The sequence below is a fragment of the Yersinia sp. KBS0713 genome (assembly GCF_005937895.2).
GTDB classification, from domain to species: Bacteria; Pseudomonadota; Gammaproteobacteria; order Enterobacterales; family Enterobacteriaceae; genus Yersinia; species Yersinia bercovieri.
Genome location: NZ_CP042173.1, coordinates 1,761,668 through 1,787,744 on the forward strand (window position 1 = coordinate 1,761,668; position 26,077 = coordinate 1,787,744).

Genomic DNA, 26,077 nt, shown 5'->3' on the forward strand with positions numbered 1-26,077 from the left:
GCCCGTGGTTAACTAACGAGTCTGGCTGATTTGCTTATTCAGTTCACTAAGTTCAGGTAACAGCTCCAGCAGTAAACCAATCTGCTGTAAAACCAATTGATCTTTACTCTCCGGCTCAGGGTTACACTCTTGCAGTCGGGTAGATAAGCCCGCTAATACCTGTGCCATTTTCGAACTGTCTGGTTGCTCTTGCTCAAGAGTGCCCTCGATATAACAAATAGCATCGTTAAGTAAATTCAGTGTGGCGGTATTGGTCAGTTTCTCACGATGAGCGCCCAGCGCGGAGATATAACTGAGCATGGTGTGGTTCAGGCAGAGTAAACGGAATGCCGCCTCTTGAGTCTCGTTATCACTCTTGGGCTCTGCTGACATATTTGAAATGACGGAGGCTAACTCGGCATCACAATTATGAGCATCACGGCGCGCTATGCGATAGGGCAGGCTGTTATCTTTACCTTGATAGTATTGCACCAGAATTGCATCCAGATAGCGGCAATTCGCATTAAGTGTTTTGTGGACCACCGTCGGAAGTTGGCGGAACTTCCAGTCAGGCCAGATAAAGCTCACAGCGACCCAGGCAATAGCGCACCCCAGTAAAGTGTCGAATACTCGTGGTGCAGCAACCTCAAACCCTTCGCCTAGCAGGTTAAAACATAACAAAACCAGCAGGGTAATAAACATCGTGGCGTGAGCATACTGCACATTACGGAAGGCAAAAAAGAGCACCCCGGTAATCACAATCAGGATTAATTGCCCCTCAATGGATGGCACGAAATAGAGGATAGGCAAACCGATAAGTATGCCGGCCAGAGTACCGACGATGCGCAGTGCAAGGCGGCGGCGTGTTGCATTATAGTTGGGCTGACAGACAAAAAGGCTGGTTAGCAAGATCCAATAGCCGTGGCGCATACCGGTAAACTGAATGAATGCATAGCCGATACAGAGCACGACGGACATGCGGACTGCGTGGCGAAAGAGTGCCGATTTTGGTGTCAGATGGCGGCTGATGCGCAGCTTAATATCACTCCAACCGGTGAGGTGGTCGTCAGACAAACGGCTTTCTGGCTGTGGGCCTTCGGCGAGTACCTGCTCTGATTCAATTCCAGCCAGTTGAGCATCAATCGCCCGCAAGTTTTTCAGCAAATGGGAAAGTGCTTTAACTTGCTGCACATTCTCGTTTTGAGCCAGCTCTCTGGCCAGTGCCGCATCTAAAAAAGTAAAGGCTCGCTCAAAGCGAGGATCATGCTGATATTTTTGTCTCATCAAGATAGATTGCGAAAGCTGCATACAGGCTCTGGCTTGCATACTTAATAAGCGCTGAAAGCGGAATAGCACATCGCTATAGCGGAATTTCTCCCGTAGCGCTTGATATTGGACATGCGATGAACTGGCACGTTCATGGATATCTTGCGCCACAAAATAGTAGTGCAGGGTGCGCCGCGTCCCACGCTGGCCCCGGTCACCTTTTAGCCGCGTCACCAGCGAGGCTTTGGCTTGATTCAACGTTGCGACTAAAGTGCTGTTGGCCATCGCCACATCAATAATAGGTTGATCGACCCCAGGCTCAATATCGGGATCAAATAGATTGGCTTTGGCTTCCAAATAGCGGGCAAGCTGCTGATAACAGCGGGCCAAATTATCCTGTAAGGGGCGGATAGGAAAAATAAGATGCCCGCACAAGGTCAGTAGGTTGTACCAAACGGCACCCAGCAGCAGTAACAGTGGCTGCTGATACCAAATATGGTACATCGAGGTGCCGAGCATGGTGTAGATGGCGATTAACAATGCACCAAAAGCAATGGTTGCGTAGCGTTGGCCTAAGGCACCCAGCAGAATGAAACCACAGGTTGAGAAGGTCAGGCCAAGGGCAAAGAGCCAGGGATAAGGGAATAAAAGCTCAATGGAGGCTGAGGCGACAAAAAAACAGATCAGCGTAATGAATAGGTTACGTAACCGCCCGGTCAGGCGGTCATCAAGGTCAGTCAGTGCTGCGGCAACAACGCCTAGGGTCAGTGGAATGGTCAGTTTAGGTTGATCAATCCACCATGGAACCGCTGTTACTCCCGCCAACGCGATAAAGATACGGACATGATAAAGCAGACTACTATTGTAGACATAACGGCGTAAAGCAGTGACGAAAGTGAGCACAAAAAACCTCTAAAACTGAAATTCAGCGTTGCTGATACTGGCGTTGAGCATTGGCTATTCTTGCCTGTTGCGCCATTTCGACTGAAACGACACGGCGACCCACTGGCCATAGTGCGATAGCAGCAATCTTAAAATTGGCAATCCCCACCGGGATCCCGATGATGGTTATACACTGCACAATACCGGTGACGATATGTGATAAGCAGAGCCACCAGCCAAATAGCACAAACCAGACAATATTTAATAGAGAACCACCCGCAGTTAGCAAAGCATTACTTTTTTCTGGGTATAATTCATTGACATGGATCGCCTCATTGCCATAAGGGAGAAATGATAACTTGGTAATCTCCCAGCAAGAGCGGGTTAATGGTAAGGTGAAAATCAGAATGACGCTGACGACTGTGGCTAACAGCCAGCCCAACGTGGTGAAGAAACCACCTAAAACAAAATTAAGAATGTTCAGTACAGTACGCATAATGATTAATCTACCAGGCTGAATATAAAAACCGCAATGCGGATGAGTGATAACACCGACTAACCATGTTATACGGATAGCACGGGTGAGTTTCCTTTTTCAACTATCGGATACCTATTGTTTAAACTCAATTATTTTATTTACACTCCATTATGTTATTTCAATTCACTTAATACGAGTTTGGCGCGCAGATATGGAACTTAAAGCGACATCTTTTGGCAAGCATCTGGCTCAGCACCCCTATAATCGGGTGCGCTTGCTAAATGCGGGCATTGAAGTATGCGGTGATAAACATCAATACCTGATTCCGTTTAACCAGTTGGTTAACATTCAATGTAAGCGCGGTATTGTCTGGGGCGAGATGGAATTTGAACTGCCAAATCAGCAGGTTGTGCGTTTGCATGGCACTGAATGGCAGGAGACCCAACGTTTTTATCATCACTTACTGGGCATCTGGCAGCAATGGAGTGAGGAGATGAGCCGGGTTTGTGTTGAGGTTTTGCATAAACAAGTCGAATCAATTAAGCGAATTGAACAGCAGGATAAATGGTTTAAACGTAGCGAATTAGGTCAGGTACAAAACGCTATTCGTGAGGCTTTCGCGGCGTTACCTATGCCCGAACAGCGATTAATGGCGTTTGACTCTTGTCGTGCGGATTATGAGCTCTGTTTGGGCTGGTTGCAGCAAGGTAACCGTAGTGTAGAGCGCCGTAATCAGCAATGGACTAACCGAATGCTGGAGGAGCATCAAGATCTCTTCCAGAGTGTTGAAAGCTCGCCACTGAATGAGTCGCAGAGTCGTGCGGTGGTCAACGGTGAAGATTCGGTGTTGGTACTGGCAGGCGCGGGCAGTGGTAAAACGTCGGTGCTGGTGGCCCGCGCGGCCTGGCTATTACGCCGTAATGAAGCACGACCTGAGCAGATCTTGCTGCTGGCGTTTGGCCGCCAGGCGGCTGACGAAATGAATAGCCGCATCAAGCAGCGGTTGGCGGTGGATGATATTCAGGCCAAAACCTTCCATGCACTTGCGTTGCAGATTATCCAGCAAGGCAGCCGCAAAACCCCCGCTATCAGTAAATTGGAATCTGACAGCAAAGCCAGAAGATCGCTGTTGATTCAGCATTGGCAGCAGCAGTGCAGCGAAAAGAAAGCGCAGGCTAAAGGGTGGCGTGAGTGGCTAACCCATGAGTTGGCATGGGAAGTCAGTGAAGGTGATTTTTGGCAGGATAAACGACTGGCGGCGCGGCTGGCAGGGCGACTTGAGCGCTGGTTAGGATTGATGCGGATGCATGGCGGTAGTCAGGCCGAAATGATTGAGCAGGCTGATGAGGAGGTACGCGATCTCTTCCAGAAACGCATACGTTTAATGGCACCCTTACTAAAAGCATGGAAAACAGCGCTGAAAGAGGAGGGGGCCGTCGATTTCTCCGGGCTGATTCATCAGGCGGTAAATTTGCTGGAGAAAGGGCGGTTTGTTAGCCCGTGGAAACACATTTTGGTCGATGAGTTTCAGGATGTCTCGCCGCAACGGGCCATGCTACTGACCGCGCTGCGTAAGCAAAATAAGCAAACTTGCCTGTTTGCAGTCGGTGATGATTGGCAGGCAATTTACCGGTTCAGCGGCGCAGAGCTCTCCCTCACGACGGCGTTTAGTCAGCATTTTGGCGAGGGCGCTGAATGTGCACTGGATACGACCTACCGTTTTAATGATCGCATCGGTGAGATTGCTAACCGGTTTATCCAGCAAAATCCCTATCAATTGAAAAAACCACTGAATAGCTTAAGCAAAGGCAATAAAAAGTCGGTGATGATTTTACCGAGCGAACAACTTGAGACATTGCTGGATAAGCTCAGTGGCTTTGTTAAGGGTGACGAGCGTATTCTGATCTTGGCGCGTTATCATCATCTGCGGCCCGATATTTTGTCAAAGGCGGCAACACGCTGGCCAAAGTTAATCATTGATTTTATGACGATTCATGCCAGTAAAGGGCAACAGGCTGATTATGTAATTATTGCTGGTTTACATCAGGGGAGTGATGGTTTTCCTGCCGTGGCACGGGAGTCAATTTTGGAAGATGTGCTGCTACCGGCACCGGAGGATTTCCCTGATGCAGAAGAGCGGCGTTTGCTTTATGTCGCCATGACCCGAGCAAAACATCAAGTATGGCTGCTGCAAGACACGGCTAATCCCTCTGTTTTTATTCAGCAACTGGGTGAATTAGGTGTCCCGGTTCAGCGCAAACCCTAGCTAAAATGAAGCCCGATGGGTCATCACCGGGCTTCATGATTATTTCAGGCGTTGCTTCAAATAGTGATCATAATCAGGGATAGCGATGGTCACTTCACTGCTGAACAAAGCTGAGCCAATTAAGAAATCTGCGGTTGAGCGGTTAGTGGCCACGGGAATATTCCAAACCGTCGCCAGGCGCAGCAGGGCTTTTACATCTGGATCATGGGGAACCGCATTGAGCGGGTCCCAGAAGAAGATAAGGATATCGATTTTTTTCTCAGATATCAGTGCGCCCACCTCCTGATCCCCCCCCATTGGGCCACTAAGCAAACAGTGGACATCAATCCCCGTGGCGTTTTGAACCAGATTGCCGGTGGTGCCAGTGGCATAAAGTTCGTGCTGTGCCAAAAGATCTCGGTTTGCCATGACCCACTCAAGCAGTGATTTTTTGCAGTGGTCATGGGAAACAAGGGCAATATGCTTACGTGCCGCAATAGTGCGGGTGGTGAGTTCCATCAAAATATCCTTCAATAAGAGCCAGCGGTTTGCTGACAGATTACTGAAATGGCTATTTTGTGCATAGCGCTAACGCAAAGAAATGCGAAGAAACAAGCATAACCTGATATTTAAGAGCAGCCTAAACGGGACTCACTACTTAGCGGGTGGTTTTTTTGCCCATAGCAGGAAGCGCTGTTGGGTTTCGGCATCGGCTTGCAGGAACCAATATTGCAGCATCTGTTCAGCGACATTCTCACCTTGCAGACGGGTTGTCTTCTGTGTTGCATTTGTACCTGCAACCGCAATGGTGGTCCCCGGCACGGCACTTACTGGTGACGGCGGTATTGTGGCAAATGAGGGAACGGAAGCACTGTATTGCCCGACGTTATAGGTGGCCATTGCGGTTTCAAGTGTTGTCGCAGTGTTGAGATTCTCTTCGTGCAGCACATCGTGGCGCACCGACAACGGGCGGCCATTATCGCCAATAAGCTGAAATATAGGGTTTTTAGAGAACTTATTCCCATCTCGTTCAGTCTCGATAGCGGGTAGTTTGATGGCAACTGAGCGAATATTGCGGGTATTAAACACCACCACCAGTGGCGGAGATGCATACAATATTTTCGGTTCTGCCGGCAGCGGTTTTGCCACTTTGAACAGGATTTGATGCTGGCCGCTGTTTAGCTCCAAACTATCGGCCCCTTTTAGCAAGGAGCCAGACATATTTTTGCCATCGACCACCAACAGGTCAATTTCCGGTGCAAGTTTTAAGGTCGTGGCTAACGCTGAAGTGCTACAGCAAACGGCCAAAATCCCTGCGACCACCAGACCAAATTTCATGTGTTGCTCCTGAAGGTGATATCCACTTACATTGTCAGACAGGCTAGATTATGTGTCAAAGTCTTTCCGTGCGCCCACACTTATTTACTTTCTGAAATATTCAGTATAAATGTGTCATCATTATCCTAATGAATTCTAAAGATAAAAGAGGCAATCTAACAGTTATTAGTGCTATATCTATTAAACGAAATCAATTAGACCGGGTTTATTCTCAATTTTCCACATGATGTACACTTAGACGTCGCCTAATATTTATCATTCCACCTAAATGCAAATGGATAGGAATATTCTTTTAGCGCATCAGAGGAGCTGAAAAATGCACGATAAAGAGATTGCTGACACTCTCCAGCAGGTAAAAACAGTTGCGCTAGTCGGGGCAAGTGATAACCCATCGCGTCCCAGTTATAGTGTTATGGCTTATCTGCTACAGCAGGGGTATCAGGTTATCCCTGTCAGTCCGAAACTAGCGGGAAAAACGTTACTGGGGCAGCAGGTATACGCTGAACTGGCGGATATCCCTCATGCAATTGATATGGTGGATGTCTTTCGTAACACCGAAGCTGCGTATGGCGTGGCACAGGAGGCGATAGCCATCGGTGCTAAAGTGCTATGGCTGCAAATCGGTGTGATTAATGAGTTGGCGGCAACATTGGCGGCGGATGCGGGGCTAAAGGTGGTTATGGATCGCTGCCCGAAAATTGAAATACCTCGGCTGGGCTTAGAAAAAGAGTAATATTCGCACCTATTGGGGCAACTCCCCGCCATAAAAAGCCCGGCAGGGTGCACCGGGTTTTATTGATATGCCTTGAGACTAAGGTGTCTGGAGACTCAGTTTCGTAGACGTGGGGCCTGTAATTGATGGCGAATGGACGCCGCCAGTTCATCCAACGACGGCTGCTCTGGGTGAGCATCCACATCTTCATAAGTCAGCTGTGCTTCAGCGAGATAAGTATGTACCGGTTGCCCCTCATCATCCTCAATGACCACGTGATACCAGGGTGATGAGCGCAAAGTATCATTGTTTGCAACTTCATCAGGTTCAGGTGGCTCAAGAGAATATTCAGGATCGATATCAATTACCACACCCAAATAGCCGTGCAGGCTGTGGCGGACCTGTTGCCCAATACCAAATTTGCTGGCGATCATGATAACCTCCTGAAAAACATTACCCTGCCTTCTATATGAGGGCGTTGCGGGGTATTTCAAGTCACACTATCCGACAAGCGAAGCCTTTTAGGTACAAACCTTCCGGATATGTTGCAATTACCGGATGATCTGCGGCCTGACGGAACTGCTCTATAAATTGTATATCATTGCCTGCATCTAACGCGGCATCTGCCAAAATTTTCTGGAATAAATCTGTTGGCATTAATCCTGAGCAGGAGAAGCTTAATAAGATCCCACCCGGACGCAATAGCTGTATCGCTAACATGTTGATATCTTTATAACCACGACAGGCGCTCGCCAGCTGACTCTTATTTTCCACAAATTTTGGTGGGTCCATAATGATCATGTCAAACTTCTCCCCCTGTGCGCGATAATTGCGCAGCAGTTGGAACACATCATCACGCACGAACTCAGTTTTGCTCATATCCAACTGATTCAGTTCAATATTTTGCTTTGCGATATCCAGCACTGATTGCGAAGTATCAACACTGATAACTTGTTGGCAATTGCCCATTAGCGCGGCGACAGCAAAAGCCCCGGTATAGGAGAAGCAGTTCAGAACACGGCGGCCATCGGCGTAACGACGTGCAGCCAGGCGGCTATCGCGCTGATCCAAATAAAAGCCTGTTTTATGACCTTGCTGAATATCAACCAATAACTGCATACCGTTTTCGCTGATTGGCAACAGAGCAGGGGGCATTTCGCCGCAAACTGTCCCTTGGGTCAGTGGTAAGCCCTCTTTTTTACGTACCGAAACATCAGAGCGGTCGTAAATAGAGCATTCCGGGTAGCATTGCTGCAACGCGCTGACCAGTGCAGCCCGCTGATATTCGGCACCGGCAGATAGCAACTGTAATACCAGGAAATTCTGGAAGCGATCAATGGTGATACCCGGCAGGCCATCAGATTCACCGGCAATCAGACGGTAGCCATTCAAGCCATCTCGCTGTGCCAGCCAATCCCGCCAGCGCTGTGCTTGCTGTAGACGGCGGACAAAGAATTCGCGGTCTATCACTTCATCTTGTTGGAACGTCCAGACGCGTGCCAGAATTTGTGATTCCGGAGAGTAGGCACCGCGAGCCAGCCATTTACCTTGGCTATCAAGGATATCGATAGTTTCACCGGGAAGGGCATCGCCTTCAAGGCGCAGAACTGCCCCAGAGAAGATCCATGGATGGCGACGAAGTAAGGACTTTTCACGTCCTTTGGCAAGAATCAGGCGTAAGGTCATAATTAAGTGGCTGCCAGCTAGCTAAAAAAGAGCGGTATTGTCGGAGTATGAGCCGGAAAATGCAAATTATCACGTTGATGAGGGGTTGATATGGCAAAAATATGCACGGCTGCCTATGTTTACGGCATCGTCCAGGGGGTCGGTTTCCGCTATAGCACACAACGTCAGGCCCAGAGACTGGGGGTAACAGGTTATGCCAGAAATTGTGATGATGGCAGTGTAGAGGTGCTGGCTTACGGTGAGCAAGAAGCCGTAGATAGCTTGATGGCGTGGATTAAGCAGGGGGGGCCACGTGGGGCGCGGGTGGATCGCTTGCTGACCGAACCTCATCCCACCACGCCGTTTACAACATTTGACATTCGCTATTAATTCGCCAGTCGGCGGGTGCCATGGCGGCAATGGTGCCGCCTATTAAATACATTTTACGGGTTTGGGTAAACCTGCAATCTTCGTCGCTTGTTTTGCTGGCCCTTTGGGGAATAAACGATAGAGATATCGACTATTACCTCTCTCTTCACCATATTTCTGTGCCATGGCTTTAACCAGCATACGGATGGCGGGAGAGGTATTGAATTCCTGATAAAAAGCGCGCACAAAACGCACCACTTCCCAGTGAGGATCTGTCAGTGTGATGCCCTCCTGTTCAGCTAAAATCGCGGCTAAAGCTTCGCTCCAGTCTGCGCTGTTTTTCAGATAACCCTGCGCGTCGGTCTCAATACACCGACCTTCAAACTCCAACATATCACCTCGGTGATTAAATCAATGAAACGGCCGCTAATTTAGCAAATATTTGCCCACAGCCCAAAGAAATCTCTCTATTCATCTGCCAGGGGCGGCAGTACGAGATAAAAGTGCGGGTTGTTGCGCAGCGAATCATCAGTCATGACGATTAATTCATCACTCGATATTCAGATGGCGGCTTTTTGGCCGATTAAACACAAACAAGCTTTACAAGCGGCAGTGCTCTGTTTATAGTTCGGTCCGTTGCGGAGGGGTGGCCGAGTGGCTGAAGGCAACGGTCTTGAAAACCGTCGACGGGTAACCGTTCGAGAGTTCGAATCTCTCCTCCTCCGCCATCTTCGAATCCCAATCTCTTGAAAAGATTGGGATTTTTTGTTTGTGATTTTTTCTGGTATGCCATCGGGTATGCCATGTCCCATTCGCTGTGATTAGACTGAATTGATTGAGATTAGGATAGATACAGTCTGCGATGAAGATAAGTACCCACAATTCGGCTTGATAGAAATCGGGTCAATCGGTTCTGAGAGTATCGAATTTAGATGCTGCTAAATTTTTGTCGAAAGCATCTGTGGATAGTGTTTCGCCACGATATCATTCATCTTATCAATCAATTCAGGCTTCCTAAATGTCAGATGCGCTGAGCCCTTCATAAAGTATTTTATCGAAAAGTAATCGTCTTCATAAACTTTCGCTATATGCGGATTGGCACTGATCAGCGCATAAAGCCGAGTTGTCACATCGCCCCGATTATCGGGGATAGCCTTAGCGGAAACGGCGATGTACAGGATAAAGCAGTTGTTCGGTGGTTCGCTGACGTTGCGTGACTACGATGGTCAGGTTGCAGAGGCTTTGGCCATGGTGCGTGCGCTGAACAAAATGACGAAGGCAGGCATGCCAGAAAGCGTGCGTATTATCTGACAACTGCAACCGGCTACGAAGATGCTTGCCCAAAATCTGATTTATTCAACAAAGCCAGCTATCCAATGAAATAGCTGCGCTTTATATTTTCTTACTTTGGCAATAAAACTGCTCACACTCAATAATACCGATTCATGCCTCAGGTCGACTTTGTCATTGGATTATTCGCATTAATACGAAACCGATACCAAGAATCCGATAATCCGAGCTTCCGGTAAGCTGCATAGGCGATACCGCTTTGGGTGGGATGAAAGTGATGCTATCGGCGCTCTCACCTTCGAGGTCAACATCCAGACGGATTTCAGAGGCACCTGTAGTGAGCGGAATACGGTATTCACGACTGCCTATCCTGACGAGAGTCGGTTCATGATCCTGCGCGCCAAAAGCTCGAGCATTCAGTATAAGAGAGAATTTCTGCGGCAGTGGGTCGGTAAATTTGAAAACGGCTTGTTGGGATGACCAGCGTCCCCACGGCTCGAGCCCATACAGACCTTGGGCGTCGTCTATAAAGTCAGGCAAGCCGGCTCGGGTAAAGTCTATTCCGCTCATCAAGTCTGCGCTGTAGCGTGGGCCTAAAGCGTCTGCAATGTACCCTGCCTCTCGCTGAATTTGCTTTGCTGTCAGACTTGCCAAGTCTGGATGCGCGCTGTTATCCAGCTTATAGAATACCAATTCTTTGTTGTCACTCTGAAGCAGCGGCGGTTGTTGTAGCAACTGAGATAATTCTTTAATAATCGCTTCGCCGTTGTCTGCATAGCCGCGACGATCGATATAAATGCCATCGAAGCCGAGTTTGCGGATGACCTCAATCTGATGCGACATTGGCTCTTTTCCCAGCGCACGATAGAACAAATCACCTGGCCGCCCCTTCGTACCGCCGTAGCTCCAATGCAGGTCTTTCGAATGCAGCACACCAGCCATCATTTGGTAACTGCGTAAGCGGTGCATTATCGGTGTTTCAGGAAAGCCTATGTAAGGCAACTGATAAACCGCACCCCCCGCAGGGAGCGCTTTTTCGATAGATTGGATAAAGTCTCTGTCGTTATCGAACCAAGCCTTAACGGGCGAATTATAGTTTTTGCGGATTGGCAAGGTTTGGTCGTACATACCCACGAATAACAGTACTACTGCAATGGCTACCGACTGATTGGCAAACCGTGGTGCTTTCTTCTGCAATAAAAGCTGGAGCGAGATGAAGAAGAAAAGTAGGGCGCCGCAAGCGATGAAAATGCTGTCTCTATTCCAACCCCTTATCAACGGGGAAATGACCATCGCAAATAGCGAACCTAAGCCGCCTACAGTTGCAAACAGGAACAGCACAAATGTCGTGACCGCCAGAAGGCGAAGCCTATCATCGGATCCCGTCCGTGCAGGGATGAAGATTAGGTAAAACAACGCCATCATAAAGCCCGCAGCACCGATGATACCCAACGAGGCAGTAGCATTTTCGTTGACTAAGGGGGTTTGTTGATACTTCTGGGCAATCTCTCTAAATTGTGAAATCCGGTGGTCCGCCCGTGGCATCAACAACTGCATCATCTTCAGCCCATAGACTTCAGATTCGACAATTGAACGCTGAGCCATCTCCGGGTTAGGACCGTCCTTATAAGTCCCAAGTACGTTAGGCGCGATGTTTAACATCACGCCCAAAATGGTTGCACTGATGAGTAGCGCCGCTTTTTTCGCACCGTGGGAGCTTCGAGATTTGATAGCGTTCATGACACCGGCTGTGGCGAGAATAATCACCCCGAACAAAGCGTAATACACCCCGAAGGAGGCGAGAACCAGCATGCCTACAGCGGACGCCACGAGTTTGCGAAGCGTCGATTTAAGTCCTGTGTAATAGGTAGGTCCGCGGGTCAGATAGATATCTAATGCCAGATAGAAAAACAGCGGGGCGACAAAATACCAAGTGTAAAAAAGATGCCCTAACCGAAAGAAGTGGAAGGAGGCAAATGCGTAAAGGACGCTCATCGCCACGGCAAAACTGCGATTCAGAGAGAAAGCCCGAGCGGTCACGTAGGTGGCAACGAAGCAGGAAGCAAATCCAAATAAAAAGAAAAGATTCACGCCACCTACCCAGTCGCCACTCATCAACGCGAATACTTTGATCAATAAGTGAGCGCCAGAATCTGAGCCTGGGAAGTCTCGGAAGCTTGAACCGAATGGATAACCACTTCGGACGTTATCGAACAGCCAGCCTTCCGTGACTCTTTGCGCCATCCAAGCATGGAACAATCCATCATCCGAATAGGCATAGGGGGTTGTCAGGTTGGGTATCAAGCCGTCGGGCAGGCCACTCATGAAAATACTTGCGAGGAAGAAAGTCGCAATCATCCCGATGATTATCAGCTTCCAGTCGGCAGCAAACGTCATCCGCCATGTTGGATAAGCACTCATCTCAGTTTCACTATGGGCACTTGGTTTAATTAGAGATTTCAATGCATTCCCCAGGGTGGTTAGTCAAAATTAACGCGTTCGCTTTCGATGACTAACGGCATATTGCGGATTTTGGTGTGAACCGATCCCAAGTACTCCCCAAGCATCCCCAAGAACAGGATCTGTACCGAGCTGAAAAAGAACAAAGAAATGAGCAATGGCGCGATACCCATTTGGAAGGAGTTCCAGAATACCAACTTCGCGATCAAGAACCCAAATGCGGCCAACAGGCTTAATCCTGCGAGCATTGCGCCGCCTATCACCATCAGCCGTAGCGGCACTTTGGAGTGATTGGTAATACCCAGCATGGCAATGTCATACAACGTGTAGAAATTGTTCTTGGTTATGCCGCGCATGCGCCGCGGTTGCTTGAATGGCACGGTCGCGATCGGGAAGCCTATCTCACACAGCAGACCACGGAAATAGGGATAAGGGTCGTCAATCTTCTTCAGTATGTCCAGAACGGCCCGGTCGAATAGACCCGCTCCCGTGGCATTCTGCACCAACGGCACTTCGGAGATACGCGTGACGAAGCGATAGTAGATACGGCGTGCGAAGAACATTAGGCGCGACTCTTCACTTTCCGGTTTCACCGCCATGACTGTCTTGAAGCCCTCCTCCCACTTTTTCACGAACTCTTCGATCATTTCGGGCGGGTCTTGCAGGTCAGAGGCAATCAATATTGCGGCATCGCCCCGAGCCTGAAGCAAAGCATAGTACGGCGAGCGGATATGGCCGAAGTTTCGCGCGTTCAGGATGAGCTTTACCCGCTTGTCTTGGGCCGCCAATGCACGCAACTTGACGAGGCTGTTATCAGTTGAGCAGTTGTCGATGAAGATATGTTCGTAATCGTAGTCAAGACGTGCCATAACGTCGACGATGCGCTGGTAAAGTTCATCAATATTGGCTTCTTCGTTGTAGCAAGGTGTCACTATGCTGATGAGTTTACGCATGATTGAATATATACCTGTTATTAATGACAAATGAGAGTAGAGCCATCGGCACAATTAATGCGATGCCAGCTAAATAGGGGGTCGCGCCCAGTGATGTAAGCGCAGCAATACCTGCTACGTTGGCACCGTAAACAACGATATACCCAGCCACGAAACGGAAGATGAGACTATTTTTTTTCGAGCCAAACACCAAGGCACCGATGCTTTTAAAGTTGAACAAGACGCCGAGGATCGTGGCCAGTAGTAGAGCCATGCTGTAATGCAGACCGAGGTAGAGAAAGGCAGCAAAACAGCCGTAACCGAACGCTGCATTCATCACCCCCACCAACAAAAAACGGACCAGCTTTACCTCTAGAAGTGCGCTAATCCGTGGGCATGCTTTTTCAGTCTTCTGCATGCAGTGCCTGCCTGATCTCATGCATCACACCGCTCAGCGAAGAATCGGTGGGTACATAGCCGAATAATTGCTCGGCCTTGCGATTGTACGAATAGTAATGAGCCTTTTGGCCTGTGGCATTCACCTGAGACTGCTCACCGACAATCGTAAAGTTCAGACCGAACTGCTCGCCCAAAGCTGCGAGCAACTCAAATTTCCCTACGGGCGCGAGGCTGTAACAGTCCACAGCACTGTTGCATGCAGGCGCTTGCAGTATTCGGTCGATTAACTGCATGAAGTCAGCAGGGGTAAGGTAGTCTCGCAGCATGTCATCCGGTGCAACTTCCAGAACCGTCCCCGCATGCAGTGCCCTTAGGATGTCACTAAGGAAGAACCGTGCCTCGCGCGCCTGACGATGACTGAAATAGCTGAATACACGAACATCGACGATAGCCGCATCCGGCAGTGCTCGATGACGACACTCAGTCTGGAATTTGGCAGCGCCATACCAGTGCTGGGGCAATAGGGCATTGATTGGAAAAACTGCCGTCGAGGTCTCTGTGACCGGGGCTGCAAAATTGGAACCATAGGCGGCGCCGCTACTGAGATAGATGTATTTGCACTCAGGGTGGCTGCGCAGATAGGCCAAGGCAAGGTTGTCATAGTGTTCGGTGACGGTAAAAATGGCTTGACCCATTTGTAACGCTCTGGCCGGATCGCCTACGCCAACGAAATTGATGATCGCGTCGAACTGGTCGCTATCATCAAAACTGTCGTAGGTGACGACGGCAAACCCCTTGCGCGCCGCAGTCTCTTGAAGCTCGGCATCCAACGTGCTGGACGCGCGGACGAACAGGGTGCACTGATAAGTCGTCGACGGAATGCTGGCTATCAGGTCCTTGGCGATATGGCTGCTCGCTCCTAGGATGGCGAGTCTCATTGACCCAGCTCCAGTAGCGGCGACTGTTCGTTGATGGGACGGCCGAACTCCAGACGTGGTCGGCACTCTCGCGCATCTGGCATCAATACCTCAAGCAGCATCGGCTTTCCACTCGCTAGGAACTCAGACACCGCTGCCTTGAAGGTTTCCAGGTCGCTCAAGCTCCGCGAATCGATGCCATAGGCAGCACCCAGTGCTTGGAATTGCGATGTGTAGCCATCCCAGTAAGTGGAGGAGTTACGACCCTCGAAATACATTTCCTGAAAGCCTCGTACCATGCCTAGGGAATGGTTGTTCAATACCACCGTGAGAATGGGGAGACGCTCACGGGCGATGATATCCAGCTCTTGAATATTCAGTTGGGCGCCGCCATCACCAGTAATCACCACAACTGGCTTGCCACCAGCGATACAGGCACCCACCGCAGAGGGAATGGCAAAGCCCATCGTACCTAGGCCACCAGAATGGTGCATAGCCTGACGAGAGCCTAGGCGCAAGGTGTGCGCGGCCCACATCTGGTTGTTGCCCACATCGACGACGTAATCTAGCGCTTGGCCTTCAGCCAGCTCGTTGAGGGTACTGAACAGTTTGAAAGGGCTGATACTCCAGTCCGTATACTCGTCCTTGAACGACTGCTCGAACACCTGCGCTAGGTGCGTTTGCCAAGCAGTGGGGACGGATCGTAGGTTTGGAGCATGGGTGACGAAAGAGGCAAATACCGCCTCAAGGTTGGCATTGATCGACTGTTGCGCTTTTACCCTGTTATCCAACTGGGCAGCGTCCAGATCGAACTGCACGATATGCGCATTGTGCGCGAAGGTTTCCGTCTTTGCGCCGGTTTGGCGCACATCCATGCGGCTGCCGAACACGATCAACAGGTCGCAGTTCTGCACTGCATAATTAGCCGCTCGGGTGCCATAGGCCCCCAGCATTCCAAGGTAATGCTCGCTGGCAGGTAGTTTCTCGGCACCCTTAAGGCTTGCGACGTGAGGGATGCCCAGTTTACTGACCTCGCTCAACCATTGGCTGAACCCAGGTACATTTACTGCGCCGCCACCAATAAGGAAAACGGGTTTCTGCGCTTTTTCCAACAACGCCCATACATCGTCGTACGGGGCGCTTTGCTCCGGTGCCAACGAAGACTCGTAGGCCCAGACGCTTAATAATTCATCCAATACTGCCTCGTCCACCTCGGCTCGCTGGATGTCCATGGGTATGTCCAGCAATACAGGGCCTGGGCGACCTGATCGAGCGATGGTAATCGCTTTGAGCAAGCAGGGAATCAGTTCATCAATGTGCCCGACTTGATGAGCATACTTGGTGATACTCTTCACCAACGCGACGCTATCGAGCTCTTGAAAACCCTGTTGACGGATGGCCCGTTCCCCTTTGAGCTCATGCGTATTGACCTGGCCGGTCAGGAACAGACACGGGTGGCTGTCCAGCCAGCAATCGGCAATTCCCGTGATCAAGTTCGTGGCACCTGGGCCACTAGTGCCCAATGCCACGCCCATCACTTTGTGATTTGTCGCACGTGCGACAGCAGATGCAGCGAAGGCGGCGCCTTGCTCATGGTGCATTGATACCAATTTGGTTTTGCCAAGCAAGTTAATGCTATCCACCAAATGGGTGATCATTCCACCAATGAGCTCAAAACCATAAATGACTTGGGTGTCCGCTAGGACTTTTGCTACTGCATCTGATGCTTTCATAAGTTAGAAACCGATCCCGAAGAACTCTTCCAGTTTTTCACCAACGTAATCGAAATGTTCCTGACCCAACGACGGTTGTACGCCCAGCCAGAAGGTCTGGTTCATGGTGCGATCGGTGTTGGTCAGTTCGCCCACCACGCGGAATTCCACATCATGGAAGTACGGCTGGCGAGTCAGGTTGCCTGCGAAAAGAAGCCGAGTGCCGATCTTGTGTTGATCAAGAAACTTTAGCAAGTCTACACGCTTAACGCCTGCAGTTTCTTTCAAGGTCACTGGGAAACCGAACCAAGATGGGTCACTGTTAGGCGTAGGCTCGGCGATTTCCAAGAAGGCGCTGAGGCTGGACAAACGCTCTTTCAGTAGCTTGAAGTTGCGCTTGCGGGTCTCGATGAATGTCGGCGCGCTTTCCAACTGGGCCAAGCCGCAGGCGGCTTGCATGTCAGTGATTTTCAGGTTGTAGCCCAAGTGTGCGTACACATACTTGTGATCGTAACCTTGTGGCAGGCTACCGAATTTCTGTCCGAAACGATTGCCGCAGGTGTCGTCGCAACCTGGCGCGCAATAGCAGTCACGGCCCCAATCACGGAACGACTCGGCGATCAGTCTCAGTTGAGCGTTGTTCGTAAACACAGCGCCACCTTCACCCATGGTGATGTGGTGGGCAGGGTAGAAGCTGAGCGTGGCGATATCGCCAAAGGTACCGACCATTTTGCCGTCGTATGTCGCGCCCAGCGCGTCACAGCAATCTTCGACCAGCCACAGGTTGTACTTTTCACACAGTGCTTTCACCTTGCTCAGATTGAATGGGTTGCCCAAGGTGTGAGCGAGCATGATGGCCTTGGTCTTCGGCGTGATGGCGGCTTCGATCAAGTCTGCATTGATGTTGTGGGTGTTCATTTCAACATCGACGAACACAGGGATCGCGCCGAACTGAACGATCGGGTTAACAGTAGTCGGGAAACCCGCAGCAACGCCAATGACTTCGTCGCCTTTTTTGATTGCACGATCACCCAGTTTCGGTGAAGTTAGGGTGCTGAACGCAACCAAGTTGGCCGAAGAACCTGAGTTCACGGTCAGCAGGTAGTTCACGCCCAAAAACGCAGCTAGTTTCTTCTCGAATTCAGCGTTGAAACGACCAGTGGTCAGCCAGCCGTCCAGCGAGGCCTCAACCATCAGTTGCAGTTCACGTGCGCCGATTACTTTACCCGATGGAGGGATGACAGTTTCGCCCCCGACAAAAGGTTTAGCCGCCAAGGCAGTTTGGGCGTAGCGCTCAACGAGTTGGCTGATTTCCTGACGGAGCATATCGGGGGTCATAGTATTTCCTGTTCAATCTAATTATCGGTTAAGTGCCAGTGGCATAGCTGCCATGTAGCTATTGATTTCTTCGATGCAACGGGCATGCATGTCATCGCTCTGCAACCAGGCGCGATGCCAGTTGACGATGCGAGTGAGTGTCGTCTCCAAGCCCCATGTTGGTTCCCACTTCAGGTGAGTGCGGACCTTGGATATATCCAGTTTTAAATAGCGTGCTTCGTGCGGTTGCGGGTCGCTGTCAAGCTGCCAGCTAGCGCCATCCCCCCAGGCCTGCACCATGTGATCGAGTATCCATTCGACTGGTTGAGCATCTTCGTCGCGAGGACCGAAGTTCCAGCCCTGAGCAAATGATTGGCCATGCTCCCATAGGTGTTGGGCCAGAACAAGGTAACCGCTTAGCGGCTCAAGTACGTGCTGCCAAGGGCGGGTGGCCTTCGGGTTACGCACGACAACGGGCTTGCTCTGTTCGACAGCACGCAGGATGTCCGGAATCAACCGGTCGTCGGCCCAATCGCCTCCCCCGATGACATTGCCGGCGCGTGCCGAGGCCAATGCAGCGGAGTGTTCGGTATTAAAGAATGAGTTGCGATAAGCACTGGTGACCAATTCCACACAGCCCTTACTGTTGCTGTACGGATCGTGGCCACCCATGGGTTCATTCTCGCGATAGCCCCATTCCCATTCTTGGTTCTCGTAACATTTGTCGGTGGTGACATTCACGATAGCACGTAGGGCGGGACACTTACGCGCGGCCTCCAACACATGAACGGTGCCCATGACGTTGGTGGAGTAGGTTTCGACAGGCTCGCGGTACGACAGTCTAACCAGCGGTTGAGCCGCCATGTGAATCAGTATGTCTGGATTGAAGGCAACCATGCTATCAGTAACGGCATGTAGGTCACGAATGTCGCCTATCTGCGACTCTATACCCCTTTCAACCTGTGCCTGTTCGAACAATGAAGGCGTAGTTGGCGGCGCTAAGGCAAAGCCTTTCACCTGAGCACCCATGTCCTGTAGCCATAAAGCCAGCCAACTACCCTTGAAACCAGTATGACCGGTGAGGAAGACCTTTTTACCTTTCCAGAAGTCAGCGGAGACAGAAGCTTTCATATCGTTCTCAGTCCCAGGTTTTCCAAGGTGCGTTGCCGCTCTGCCACAACTTCTCAAGCAGATTTTTGTCGTGCAGGGTGTCCATCGGTTGCCAGAAGCCCGGGTGCTCGAAGGCCATCAGTTGGCCCTGTTCGGCGAGGCTCATCAGCGGGCCCTGTTCCCAGACCGTGCTGTCCCCTTCTAGGTAATCTAGCACCTGAGGAGAAAGCACAAAGAAGCCGCCATTGATCATGGCGCCATCGCCTTTAGGTTTTTCCTTGAAGTTCAGAACTTGGCCTTCATTCATATCCAGCGCGCCAAAGCGGCCTGGTGGAAAAGTCGCGGTGAGCGTGGCAGCTTTGCCGTGGCTCTTGTGGAAGGCGACGGCAGCGCTGATGTCCATGCTTCCCACGCCATCACCGTAGGTGAAGCAAAAAGCCTCTTCATCGCGCACATAGTCTGCCACACGGCGCAGGCGGCCACCGGTCATCGACGTTTCGCCCGTGTCGACCAATGTCACATGCCAGTCTTCAGCACGCTGATCGTGAATCTTCATGGTGTTTTCGCGCATGTTGAACGTGATGTCCGACGTATGCAGGAAGTAGTTAGCGAAGTATTCCTTGATCATGTAACCCTTGTAGCCACAGCAAATGATGAAATCATTGATGCCATGGGAAGAGTACATTTTCATGATGTGCCACAGAATCGGCTTGCCGCCGATTTTAACCATAGGCTTCGGCCGCGTACCGGTTTCTTCGCTTAAACGCGTGCCGAGCCCACCAGCCAGAATGACCGCTTTCATAACCGTTCCTTATTAGTATTAGTTCGAACTCACGAATGCATCGGAGTAAAAGTGTTTCACAGGTAACCCAGCAATAGTCAGTGCTTCGCGGGCGGAATGAATCATGCTTTCCGAACCACAGGCGTAAACCACCGCCTTAGTGAGGTCGATTCCATCATCCAGCAGGACGTTCTGTACGTAGCCTGTACGCCCCTGCCAGTCCGCGCCGGCTCGCGACAATACCGGAATAAACACCGCGTTCAGACTCTCGAAATGGGGGGCCCAATAAATATCATCTACGGTACGCCCGCCCCAGTATATGAGAATTTTCTTACCTTCTGCCAGAGCCGGGTTGTTTAGCAGTTGCTCAAGCATCGCCTTCACTGGCGCAATACCGGTGCCAGTAGCGAGAAACACGATTGTGCTGGCGTCTTTGTCTCGCAAGCAGAAGGTGCCGAGTGGGCCTTCTAGACGAAGTAGATCATTCGGTTTGGCGCTGCCGAACCAGTATCTTGACATCGCGCCTTGTTCGACTTCGCGGATCTGCAGTTCCAGCTTACCGTCGGTGCGTGGGGCATTGGCAATAGAGTAGCTGCGACGCAGGCCGCCATCACCGATCACATCCAGATATTGACCCGGAAGGTAATGCAGCTTGCTGGCGGGAGGCACTCGCAAGAGTACTTCCACAACGTTATCAGCCAAACGGGTGATCGTATCAATGCGGCAAGGGAGAGTTTTGACCTCGATGTCGCCCAGAGCGCCAATGTCTTCGGCATCAATCTCGACATCGCTTATGGCATGGCGGCAGCAGGTAAGAATCACTCCCGCTGCAATTTCCTCGGTAGTCAGTGACGTTTCTTCCCTGTGAGCTTCAGTATCACCGCTGAGTACGGTGGCTTTGCACACGCCGCAACGACCCGTGCGACAGCTGTATTCCAATGTAATGCCCGCTGCTTTGGCGCTGTCCAGCAGCGAAGTGCCAAGGTCGGAACTGAATGTCTGTCCATCATGAAGTTTTACTGAAACCATGGATTACCGGATTCGAATTTTGAAAGTCTATTAGAATATACTATCTATTTAGGGGTTGCCATTATTATGAGCTTAAGCAGGAATGCGTCGATCTCGGACAACCCGCGCAGCGGTGTTGAACGTCGCTTGCGACGGCCCCGAAGGGGTGAGTCCTGCTGGCAGGGCGAATAATCGAACGGCGTTCGATGGAGAGTCAAACGCCAGAAAGCAAAAAACCAGCCGTTAAGCTGGTTTCTCTAAATGGTGCCGGAATCGAAATAAACTACATTATGCGTTGTTATTAAACGATATTATTGTATTCGATAAATGTAGAGGCCCCCGTTAAGGCCCCCGGAATGTTTTGCATCAAAAAGGGAATAGGTTTGATGATTTTTTCTCCTGCGAGAATATTACATATCATTCAGGGGGGGCCGCATCACGGAACCACCCTGAACATCAACTATAATGTAATCTGAGGATGTTTAATACCGCATGCATGGGCATACCTGACCAATGTGTCAAGGCTCGCTTTAACGATATTAGACTCCATGCGAGAAACAGTGGGCGGCGTTACCCCCATGCGTTCTGCAACCTGTGCACGGGTTAATCCTGCATGGCGACGCCATTCTGCCAGCATGATCTGTAAACGCTCTTTACGCTCTTCGGCTTCATAAGCGGCTTGTACTTCTGGGTCAGACATTAAATCAGCCCTGACGGTATCCCAGGCAATGCCTTTAACTTTTGTCATATAGCATCTCCTCTAATCGCTCAAACGCGAGGGTTATCTCCCCTGACGGTAATTTCTGCGTTTTCTTGATGAACACGCGCAGCAGATAGATATTTTTTCCTTTCTGATAAACATACAATCCCCTGGCAATATCGGTTCCCATCGTTCTGAGTTCAAACAAACCGTCTCTGACGGGTTTGCTGTCGGGCTCTCGTAATGCCGTGGCATTCATTTTAAGCTTATCAATCAGGCGGATCATTTTAGCCCTGATGACTGGCGGTAAACCTGCTATTTCATCAGGCACTTCATCATGTAAAATTACATTAAACACAGAATACTCCTCTATAGAGAAATATTGCCTTTTAAGCTAAGTTAAGTCAAATGCTAATTAACGTGTGATCAACTCGATTAGCCTGACCTTCAACATACCCGGTAAGATCTGGGCTATCGCTTCAGTTTTCTACAGAGGTTTTATGATCCGCCAGACGTACTTGTCAGCCAGCCATACAAAGAAAGTAAAAAGGAGTTCGCATTACCTGGCTGTACGTTCCGGCAGCAAGCCTGGGTAATGTTTCGCCACGATATCATTCATCTTACCAATCAATTCAGGCTTCCTAAATGTCAGATGCGCTGAGCCCTTCATAAAGTATTTTATCGAAAAGTAATCGTCTTCATAAACTTTCGCTATATGCGGATTGGCACTCATATGTTCATACAGCCGAGTTGTCACATCGCCCCGGTTATCCGGGATAGCCTTACTGTCCAGCAAATACAACATGCGTTCCAGGTCTGCCAACTGGTCTCGCCGGGAACCGTGGTTCAGGGTAAAGCCCCATCGGTTGCAACTGACTAGATTGCTGATGATCAGCTTTTTACCAAATCGGCATGGGCTATTGGTTTTATAGTGCCAAGACAACCCTTTGAATAAATTGATGACCCCGCGTGGCTTTGTTGAATAAATCAGATTTTGGGCAAGCATCTTCGTAGCCGGTTGCAGTTGTCAGATAATACGCACGCTTTCTGGCATGCCTGCCTTCGTCATTTTGTTCAGCGCACGCACCATGGCCAAAGCCTCTGCAACCTGACCATCGTAGTCACGCAACGTCAGCGAACCACCGAACAACTGCTTTATACTGTACATCGCCGTTTCCGCTATCGACCGACGGTTGTAATCTGTTGTCCATTTCCACCGTGCATTGCTCCCGCTCAGCCGTTGATTCGCAACAGCACGATTACGGTCTGCATACTCACCTGACCAGTAGCCAGCTCCCTTCTGGGGAGGAATGAGCGCGCTGATTTTCTTGCGACGTAGTTCGTCATGACATCGCCGTGTATCGTAAGCTCCGTCCGCCGCCGCTGACCTGATTTTTCGGTGGGTCTGCCGGATAAGTCCCGGGAAAGCTTCAGCGTCCGTGACGTTGTTCAGCGACAGGTCCGCGCAGATGACTTCATGCGTACTCGCATCAACAGCCAGATGCAGTTTTCGCCAGATACGACGGCGCTCTTTGCCGTGCTTTTTGACTTTCCACTCCCCCTCACCGAAGACTTTTAAGCCGGTGGTGTCGATAACCAGATGCGCAATTTCACCCCGGGTGGGCGTTTTAAAACTGACATTAACCGACTTTGCCCGCTTGCTGACACCGGTGTAATCCGGACAGCGAAGAGGAACATCCATCATGGCAAAAATGGAATCAATAAAGCCCTGTGCGGCTCGCAGGGTCAGGCGGAATACACGTTTAACGACCAGGACAGTGGTGATGGCGAGATCAGAATAGTGCTGAGGCCGTCCCCGCGGTTGATGAGGGCCTTGTTGTAGTTGCGCCAGTTAGTGACTTTAAACTTCTGCTTTGTCATGGGACGACCAGTGTTGCCGGATGATGCGTGATCTGATCCTTTAACTCAGTAAAAGTTCGATTTATTCAACAAAGCCATTTGATGGCAATAGTGCAGATATAAACATTATTGCCACCCTCACAGCTGCTTTCTATTTTCTATTTCAGCTATTTCAGCTATTTCAGCTATTTCAACTCCTGAACCTGTTTGTTTAATTGCCATGACAGTAGCGGAGTAAATGCTTGCCACCGATTAAAGGTTTTCTCCTGTTCCGCGTCCATTGGTTGAGCGGCGCCCAGTAATAGCCCCTGTTTATCGGCCCAGGGATGGAACTCCCCTTTGCCCGCTAAAGTGAAACTCCCTTGCTCAGTGATCAACAGTTCAGGGTTGTAGCCCTGACACCAGAGCGCATCCGGCTTTTCAGACAGTAAATCGCAACCGGTCCGGTAGTAGGGGGCTTCTGACAGGCTAAGTTGATACAACGTCGGCCAGATATCTTTATGGCTGCCCACACGGGATGCATCAAAATGGCGGTTCTGACGATAGCCCTGAGGGACATAAAGATAGAATGGAACTGCGCGGCTAAGGGCCAGTTCTCTGTTGTCAGGATAGCTGATACCACGAATATTATGGTCACCCGTCGCGGCAATAATCGTGTGCTCACCTAATGGCTGCTTTTTTACCCAACTGATAAATTGCCCTAGTTGATCATTGGTGTAACGCAGGGTATGGAATACCTCATCCAGCTGCTTACCGCTAGCCAGATTGCTCAGCCGCAGTTTTTCCGCATCGGACAATTTGATATCGGTCTTCGCATAGCTATTAGGCGCTTTGAATGGCGGATGATGGGTAGTCGACATTGACATGATCAAGACGTGCTCACCCACTTTGTCGGCCTGAGCTAAACGCTCTTTGATGTAGCGGAACATAAATTCATCAGGGACACCCCAGGTGCTGGCTTCGGCTTCTGGATAGCGCTTTTTCAAACCGTTTTGTTCAACAAATTCACTGACGCCTAAGTGAGGCAGGAACTGATTCAGATTGCGCCAGGAGCCGTTACCTGAAGTGACGAAAATGATTTTATAGCCGTTAGCCAGAAAGGGCTTAAACATATTGCTCGAAAAATCAGTATCTTGAGCGTAGGACTGGCTAATGTTACTGTTTGGGCTGCGGACAAAGAAGCGGCTTAGGCTATCAATAGTGCCATTCCCTTCGGAGATAAAACGGCTAAAGCGCCAGTCAGTTTGCCAGTGCTGTTTTAGTGCGCCGAATAGGTCACGATCCGGGCGGTCATACTCTTCAAGGTGATAGCCCATACTCTCCATCACGGTGAAAACAACATTAGGTGGGGATTTTTTCGCGATAGGGTTAGGGAGCGTTTTCGCCATAAATGGCTTGAAACTCGCCTCGGTGGGCTGAGCTAAAAACTGACTAAGTAGCTCTTCCCCCTGCTGGTTGGTGGCTGGAGGGAAATTGCTATATTCACGATGGGCCTTAACCGCCCAGGTCAGGGCCATTGGGCCGCTCGGCGTCAGCATATTCAATAAGTTAACATCTGAAACCTGGGCATCTGACTGTCGAAGCGGAAAGGTTCCCAGAGAGCCGCGTGTGCCGATAAAACTGGCGGCCAGAATAACCAGCGTTGAAATGGCGGCCACGGCGATACAGCTGCGTTGTTCAGGCCAACTGCTAATTTTTTGCTGCCAGCGGCGACAGATCCACAAAATTGCGACCACAAACAGCGTTAGGCAAATCACGCTGCGAATAACCGGATAGTCACTCCACAGGGTTTTTAGCACCGCGACGGTATCATCTTCCGCCAGCCCGAAAATAAAGATATCAATCGGCCGCTGATAGGTCGCGTAATAGAAAATGTTTCCCACGGTGAGTATGGTGACGAGGGTGCCCAGGAGGGTGGCAAACCAGGGCCAAAAACGCTGCCAGAGGTGAAAGCTGCTTTTATTGAGCGCCAGCAGACCCGCAATTAATAAGCAGGGAACAAACATCAAGCTGGCGATGCGAACATCAAACAGCCCACCGATGAAAAACATACGCTGTACGTCAGTCGATAAACCAGCCAGTGACTCGGGGTCACCATAGTCTGTTAGCAGATAGACTCGTCCTGCTAGTTGGGTGGCCACAACCAGTATCCATGGGAGCAACAGCGCAATAAAAGCGTGCTTAAATCTGTAAAACCACATAATCCTTTTCCTGTGAGTTTCCAAAGGCAACAACATTTCAAAGTCATCAGAAATACCTTCGGCCCTGTCGCGTTAAGTTCACGTCGACTATCCGAGCACAGGGTATCGGCAGGAGTGGGGGAAACATTAATAATTAAGGAAAAGCAAGGTGTTACGATATTTGTGTTACATAATCTGTTGTAACCAGGGATATGGAAAAACGTATCTGGCCTGTTAATTAATTGTATTGAATTGATCTGTTTTAGGTGAGTGGAGAAACCCGGTGACAAGCAGATTGGTGGGATAGTTAATGGTGAGATAGTTATTGGTGAGATAGTTAATGTGCTCGCGGGTATAAGTGATTTTGTAAACAGGTTAATACTCGGCAACACCATTTAGTATCAGCCCCACGACGACCAATATCATCAGCCCTACCTATAAAGAGGTATTTCATTGACTTTTATGTAAAAAATGATC

22 protein-coding genes, 1 tRNA gene and 4 pseudogenes are annotated in these 26,077 nt (G+C 50.1%); 5 read left to right on the forward strand and 22 right to left on the reverse strand.

The window, feature by feature from the left end; translation table 11 throughout:
• Positions 1 to 12: 12 nt before the first annotated feature.
• Positions 13 to 2,148 carry a YccS family putative transporter gene (gene yccS, locus FFE93_RS08245; protein ID WP_057646894.1) on the reverse strand — a complete coding sequence of 712 codons (2,136 nt, stop codon included), beginning with the start codon at positions 2,146 to 2,148 and terminating at the stop codon, positions 13 to 15.
• A gap of 22 nt (positions 2,149 to 2,170) precedes the next feature.
• On the reverse strand, positions 2,171 to 2,623 hold the full coding sequence (locus tag FFE93_RS08250; protein WP_005279908.1) for a YccF domain-containing protein: 453 nt from the start codon (positions 2,621 to 2,623) through the stop codon (positions 2,171 to 2,173).
• Positions 2,624 to 2,816: 193 nt separating this feature from the next.
• Between FFE93_RS08250 and helD the strand changes: the two genes are divergently transcribed.
• A complete protein-coding gene (gene helD, locus FFE93_RS08255; RefSeq protein WP_005279909.1) occupies positions 2,817 to 4,871 on the forward strand; it encodes a DNA helicase IV in 2,055 nt (684 codons plus the stop codon).
• A 39-nt stretch (positions 4,872 to 4,910) separates the two neighbouring features.
• On the opposite strand, the gene FFE93_RS08260 is transcribed toward helD, so the two are convergent.
• Positions 4,911 to 5,369: a methylglyoxal synthase gene (locus tag FFE93_RS08260; protein WP_005279811.1), complete on the reverse strand. Its 459-nt coding sequence runs from the start codon at positions 5,367 to 5,369 to the stop codon at positions 4,911 to 4,913.
• Between the two features lie 135 nt (positions 5,370 to 5,504).
• A complete protein-coding gene (locus tag FFE93_RS08265) occupies positions 5,505 to 6,188 on the reverse strand; it encodes a DUF2057 family protein (RefSeq protein WP_005279810.1) in 684 nt (227 codons plus the stop codon).
• A gap of 316 nt (positions 6,189 to 6,504) precedes the next feature.
• Here FFE93_RS08265 and FFE93_RS08270 point away from each other — a divergent pair, with 316 nt between their 5' ends.
• On the forward strand, positions 6,505 to 6,921 hold the full coding sequence (locus tag FFE93_RS08270; RefSeq protein ID WP_005279808.1) for a CoA-binding protein: 417 nt from the start codon (positions 6,505 to 6,507) through the stop codon (positions 6,919 to 6,921).
• 95 nt (positions 6,922 to 7,016) lie between these two features.
• Here FFE93_RS08270 and hspQ read toward each other — a convergent pair whose 3' ends face one another.
• Positions 7,017 to 7,334 (reverse strand): heat shock protein HspQ, encoded by a 318-nt coding sequence (hspQ, locus tag FFE93_RS08275; RefSeq protein WP_004873797.1) that lies wholly within the window; start codon positions 7,332 to 7,334, stop codon positions 7,017 to 7,019.
• Between the two features lie 61 nt (positions 7,335 to 7,395).
• Positions 7,396 to 8,586 (reverse strand): 23S rRNA (cytosine(1962)-C(5))-methyltransferase RlmI, encoded by a 1,191-nt coding sequence (rlmI, locus tag FFE93_RS08280; RefSeq protein WP_138775024.1) that lies wholly within the window; start codon positions 8,584 to 8,586, stop codon positions 7,396 to 7,398.
• 90 nt (positions 8,587 to 8,676) lie between these two features.
• On the opposite strand from rlmI, the gene yccX reads away from it, so the two are divergent.
• Positions 8,677 to 8,955 carry an acylphosphatase gene (gene yccX, locus FFE93_RS08285; protein WP_054872808.1) on the forward strand — a complete coding sequence of 93 codons (279 nt, stop codon included), beginning with the start codon at positions 8,677 to 8,679 and terminating at the stop codon, positions 8,953 to 8,955.
• 42 nt (positions 8,956 to 8,997) lie between these two features.
• Here the strand turns inward: yccX and tusE are convergent, their stop codons facing one another.
• Positions 8,998 to 9,327: a sulfurtransferase TusE gene (gene tusE / locus FFE93_RS08290; protein WP_054872809.1), complete on the reverse strand. Its 330-nt coding sequence runs from the start codon at positions 9,325 to 9,327 to the stop codon at positions 8,998 to 9,000.
• 247 nt (positions 9,328 to 9,574) lie between these two features.
• Between tusE and FFE93_RS08295 the strand changes: the two genes are divergently transcribed.
• A tRNA-Ser gene (locus FFE93_RS08295) sits at positions 9,575 to 9,662 on the forward strand.
• 210 nt (positions 9,663 to 9,872) lie between these two features.
• On the opposite strand, the pseudogene FFE93_RS08300 reads toward FFE93_RS08295, so the two are convergent.
• Positions 9,873 to 10,100: pseudogene (locus FFE93_RS08300) on the reverse strand (DUF4942 domain-containing protein); the annotation flags it as partial.
• On the opposite strand from FFE93_RS08300, the pseudogene FFE93_RS08305 reads away from it, so the two are divergent.
• Positions 10,087 to 10,245, forward strand: a pseudogene (locus tag FFE93_RS08305) (IS5/IS1182 family transposase); the annotation flags it as partial. The pseudogenes FFE93_RS08300 and FFE93_RS08305 sit on opposite strands and share 14 nt — an antisense overlap.
• 153 nt (positions 10,246 to 10,398) lie before the next feature.
• On the opposite strand, the gene FFE93_RS08310 reads toward FFE93_RS08305, so the two are convergent.
• From FFE93_RS08310 to FFE93_RS08375, 14 genes and pseudogenes are all read right to left on the reverse strand, one after another.
• A complete protein-coding gene (locus tag FFE93_RS08310; protein WP_138775025.1) occupies positions 10,399 to 12,645 on the reverse strand; it encodes a DUF7024 domain-containing protein in 2,247 nt (748 codons plus the stop codon).
• 59 nt (positions 12,646 to 12,704) lie between these two features.
• Positions 12,705 to 13,637 carry a glycosyltransferase family 2 protein gene (locus FFE93_RS08315; RefSeq protein WP_050319164.1) on the reverse strand — a complete coding sequence of 311 codons (933 nt, stop codon included), beginning with the start codon at positions 13,635 to 13,637 and terminating at the stop codon, positions 12,705 to 12,707.
• Positions 13,630 to 14,034, reverse strand: coding sequence for a GtrA family protein (locus FFE93_RS08320; protein ID WP_032899094.1), 405 nt, complete (start codon positions 14,032 to 14,034; stop codon positions 13,630 to 13,632). The genes FFE93_RS08315 and FFE93_RS08320 overlap by 8 nt, the downstream gene beginning before the upstream one ends.
• On the reverse strand, positions 14,021 to 14,953 hold the full coding sequence (locus FFE93_RS08325) for an NAD-dependent epimerase/dehydratase family protein (RefSeq protein WP_049601362.1): 933 nt from the start codon (positions 14,951 to 14,953) through the stop codon (positions 14,021 to 14,023). Before FFE93_RS08325 ends, FFE93_RS08320 begins: the two co-directional genes overlap by 14 nt.
• Positions 14,950 to 16,665 carry a thiamine pyrophosphate-binding protein gene (locus FFE93_RS08330; RefSeq protein ID WP_005279595.1) on the reverse strand — a complete coding sequence of 572 codons (1,716 nt, stop codon included), beginning with the start codon at positions 16,663 to 16,665 and terminating at the stop codon, positions 14,950 to 14,952. The genes FFE93_RS08325 and FFE93_RS08330 overlap by 4 nt, the downstream gene beginning before the upstream one ends.
• A gap of 3 nt (positions 16,666 to 16,668) precedes the next feature.
• Entirely contained in the window at positions 16,669 to 17,982 is a 1,314-nt protein-coding gene (gene rfbH, locus FFE93_RS08335) for a lipopolysaccharide biosynthesis protein RfbH (RefSeq protein ID WP_005279592.1), read from the reverse strand.
• A gap of 21 nt (positions 17,983 to 18,003) precedes the next feature.
• Positions 18,004 to 19,092: a CDP-glucose 4,6-dehydratase gene (gene rfbG / locus FFE93_RS08340; RefSeq protein ID WP_054872810.1), complete on the reverse strand. Its 1,089-nt coding sequence runs from the start codon at positions 19,090 to 19,092 to the stop codon at positions 18,004 to 18,006.
• Positions 19,093 to 19,099: 7 nt separating this feature from the next.
• Entirely contained in the window at positions 19,100 to 19,873 is a 774-nt protein-coding gene (gene rfbF / locus FFE93_RS08345) for a glucose-1-phosphate cytidylyltransferase (RefSeq protein ID WP_032899091.1), read from the reverse strand.
• A gap of 18 nt (positions 19,874 to 19,891) precedes the next feature.
• Positions 19,892 to 20,881 (reverse strand): FAD-binding oxidoreductase, encoded by a 990-nt coding sequence (locus tag FFE93_RS08350; protein ID WP_005279585.1) that lies wholly within the window; start codon positions 20,879 to 20,881, stop codon positions 19,892 to 19,894.
• Between the two features lie 439 nt (positions 20,882 to 21,320).
• Complete coding sequence (locus tag FFE93_RS08355) at positions 21,321 to 21,608, reverse strand: helix-turn-helix domain-containing protein (protein WP_012104592.1); 288 nt, start codon at positions 21,606 to 21,608, stop codon at positions 21,321 to 21,323.
• Positions 21,595 to 21,918: a type II toxin-antitoxin system RelE/ParE family toxin gene (locus tag FFE93_RS08360; protein WP_004722490.1), complete on the reverse strand. Its 324-nt coding sequence runs from the start codon at positions 21,916 to 21,918 to the stop codon at positions 21,595 to 21,597. The genes FFE93_RS08355 and FFE93_RS08360 overlap by 14 nt, the downstream gene beginning before the upstream one ends.
• Positions 21,919 to 22,119: 201 nt before the next feature.
• Positions 22,120 to 22,530, reverse strand: a pseudogene (locus FFE93_RS08365) (DUF4942 domain-containing protein); the annotation flags it as partial.
• A gap of 57 nt (positions 22,531 to 22,587) precedes the next feature.
• Positions 22,588 to 23,506: pseudogene (locus FFE93_RS08370) on the reverse strand (IS5 family transposase).
• Between the two features lie 99 nt (positions 23,507 to 23,605).
• A complete protein-coding gene (locus tag FFE93_RS08375) occupies positions 23,606 to 25,621 on the reverse strand; it encodes an LTA synthase family protein (protein WP_138775026.1) in 2,016 nt (671 codons plus the stop codon).
• Between the last annotated feature and the right edge of the window lie 456 nt (positions 25,622 to 26,077).

Bases quoted from the DNA above. Each gene is read 5' to 3' on its own strand.
- FFE93_RS08265 (WP_005279810.1), bottom strand. From the start codon at position 6,188: ATGAAATTTGGTCTGGTGGTCGCAGGGATTTTGGCCGTTTGCTGTAGC.
- FFE93_RS08260 (WP_005279811.1), bottom strand. From the start codon at position 5,369: ATGGAACTCACCACCCGCACTATTGCGGCACGTAAGCATATTGCCCTT.
- FFE93_RS08310 (WP_138775025.1), bottom strand. From the start codon at position 12,645: ATGAGTGCTTATCCAACATGGCGGATGACGTTTGCTGCCGACTGGAAG.
- FFE93_RS08350 (WP_005279585.1), bottom strand. From the start codon at position 20,881: ATGGTTTCAGTAAAACTTCATGATGGACAGACATTCAGTTCCGACCTT.
- rfbH (WP_005279592.1), bottom strand. From the start codon at position 17,982: ATGACCCCCGATATGCTCCGTCAGGAAATCAGCCAACTCGTTGAGCGC.
- FFE93_RS08355 (WP_012104592.1), bottom strand. From the start codon at position 21,608: ATGACAAAAGTTAAAGGCATTGCCTGGGATACCGTCAGGGCTGATTTA.
- yccX (WP_054872808.1), top strand. From the start codon at position 8,677: ATGGCAAAAATATGCACGGCTGCCTATGTTTACGGCATCGTCCAGGGG.
- FFE93_RS08320 (WP_032899094.1), bottom strand. From the start codon at position 14,034: ATGCAGAAGACTGAAAAAGCATGCCCACGGATTAGCGCACTTCTAGAG.
- tusE (WP_054872809.1), bottom strand. From the start codon at position 9,327: ATGTTGGAGTTTGAAGGTCGGTGTATTGAGACCGACGCGCAGGGTTAT.
- FFE93_RS08375 (WP_138775026.1), bottom strand. From the start codon at position 25,621: ATGTGGTTTTACAGATTTAAGCACGCTTTTATTGCGCTGTTGCTCCCA.
- FFE93_RS08250 (WP_005279908.1), bottom strand. From the start codon at position 2,623: ATGCGTACTGTACTGAACATTCTTAATTTTGTTTTAGGTGGTTTCTTC.
- FFE93_RS08315 (WP_050319164.1), bottom strand. From the start codon at position 13,637: ATGCGTAAACTCATCAGCATAGTGACACCTTGCTACAACGAAGAAGCC.
- rfbF (WP_032899091.1), bottom strand. From the start codon at position 19,873: ATGAAAGCGGTCATTCTGGCTGGTGGGCTCGGCACGCGTTTAAGCGAA.
- hspQ (WP_004873797.1), bottom strand. From the start codon at position 7,334: ATGATCGCCAGCAAATTTGGTATTGGGCAACAGGTCCGCCACAGCCTG.
- rfbG (WP_054872810.1), bottom strand. From the start codon at position 19,092: ATGAAAGCTTCTGTCTCCGCTGACTTCTGGAAAGGTAAAAAGGTCTTC.
- FFE93_RS08270 (WP_005279808.1), top strand. From the start codon at position 6,505: ATGCACGATAAAGAGATTGCTGACACTCTCCAGCAGGTAAAAACAGTT.
- FFE93_RS08330 (WP_005279595.1), bottom strand. From the start codon at position 16,665: ATGAAAGCATCAGATGCAGTAGCAAAAGTCCTAGCGGACACCCAAGTC.
- FFE93_RS08325 (WP_049601362.1), bottom strand. From the start codon at position 14,953: ATGAGACTCGCCATCCTAGGAGCGAGCAGCCATATCGCCAAGGACCTG.
- helD (WP_005279909.1), top strand. From the start codon at position 2,817: ATGGAACTTAAAGCGACATCTTTTGGCAAGCATCTGGCTCAGCACCCC.
- rlmI (WP_138775024.1), bottom strand. From the start codon at position 8,586: ATGACCTTACGCCTGATTCTTGCCAAAGGACGTGAAAAGTCCTTACTT.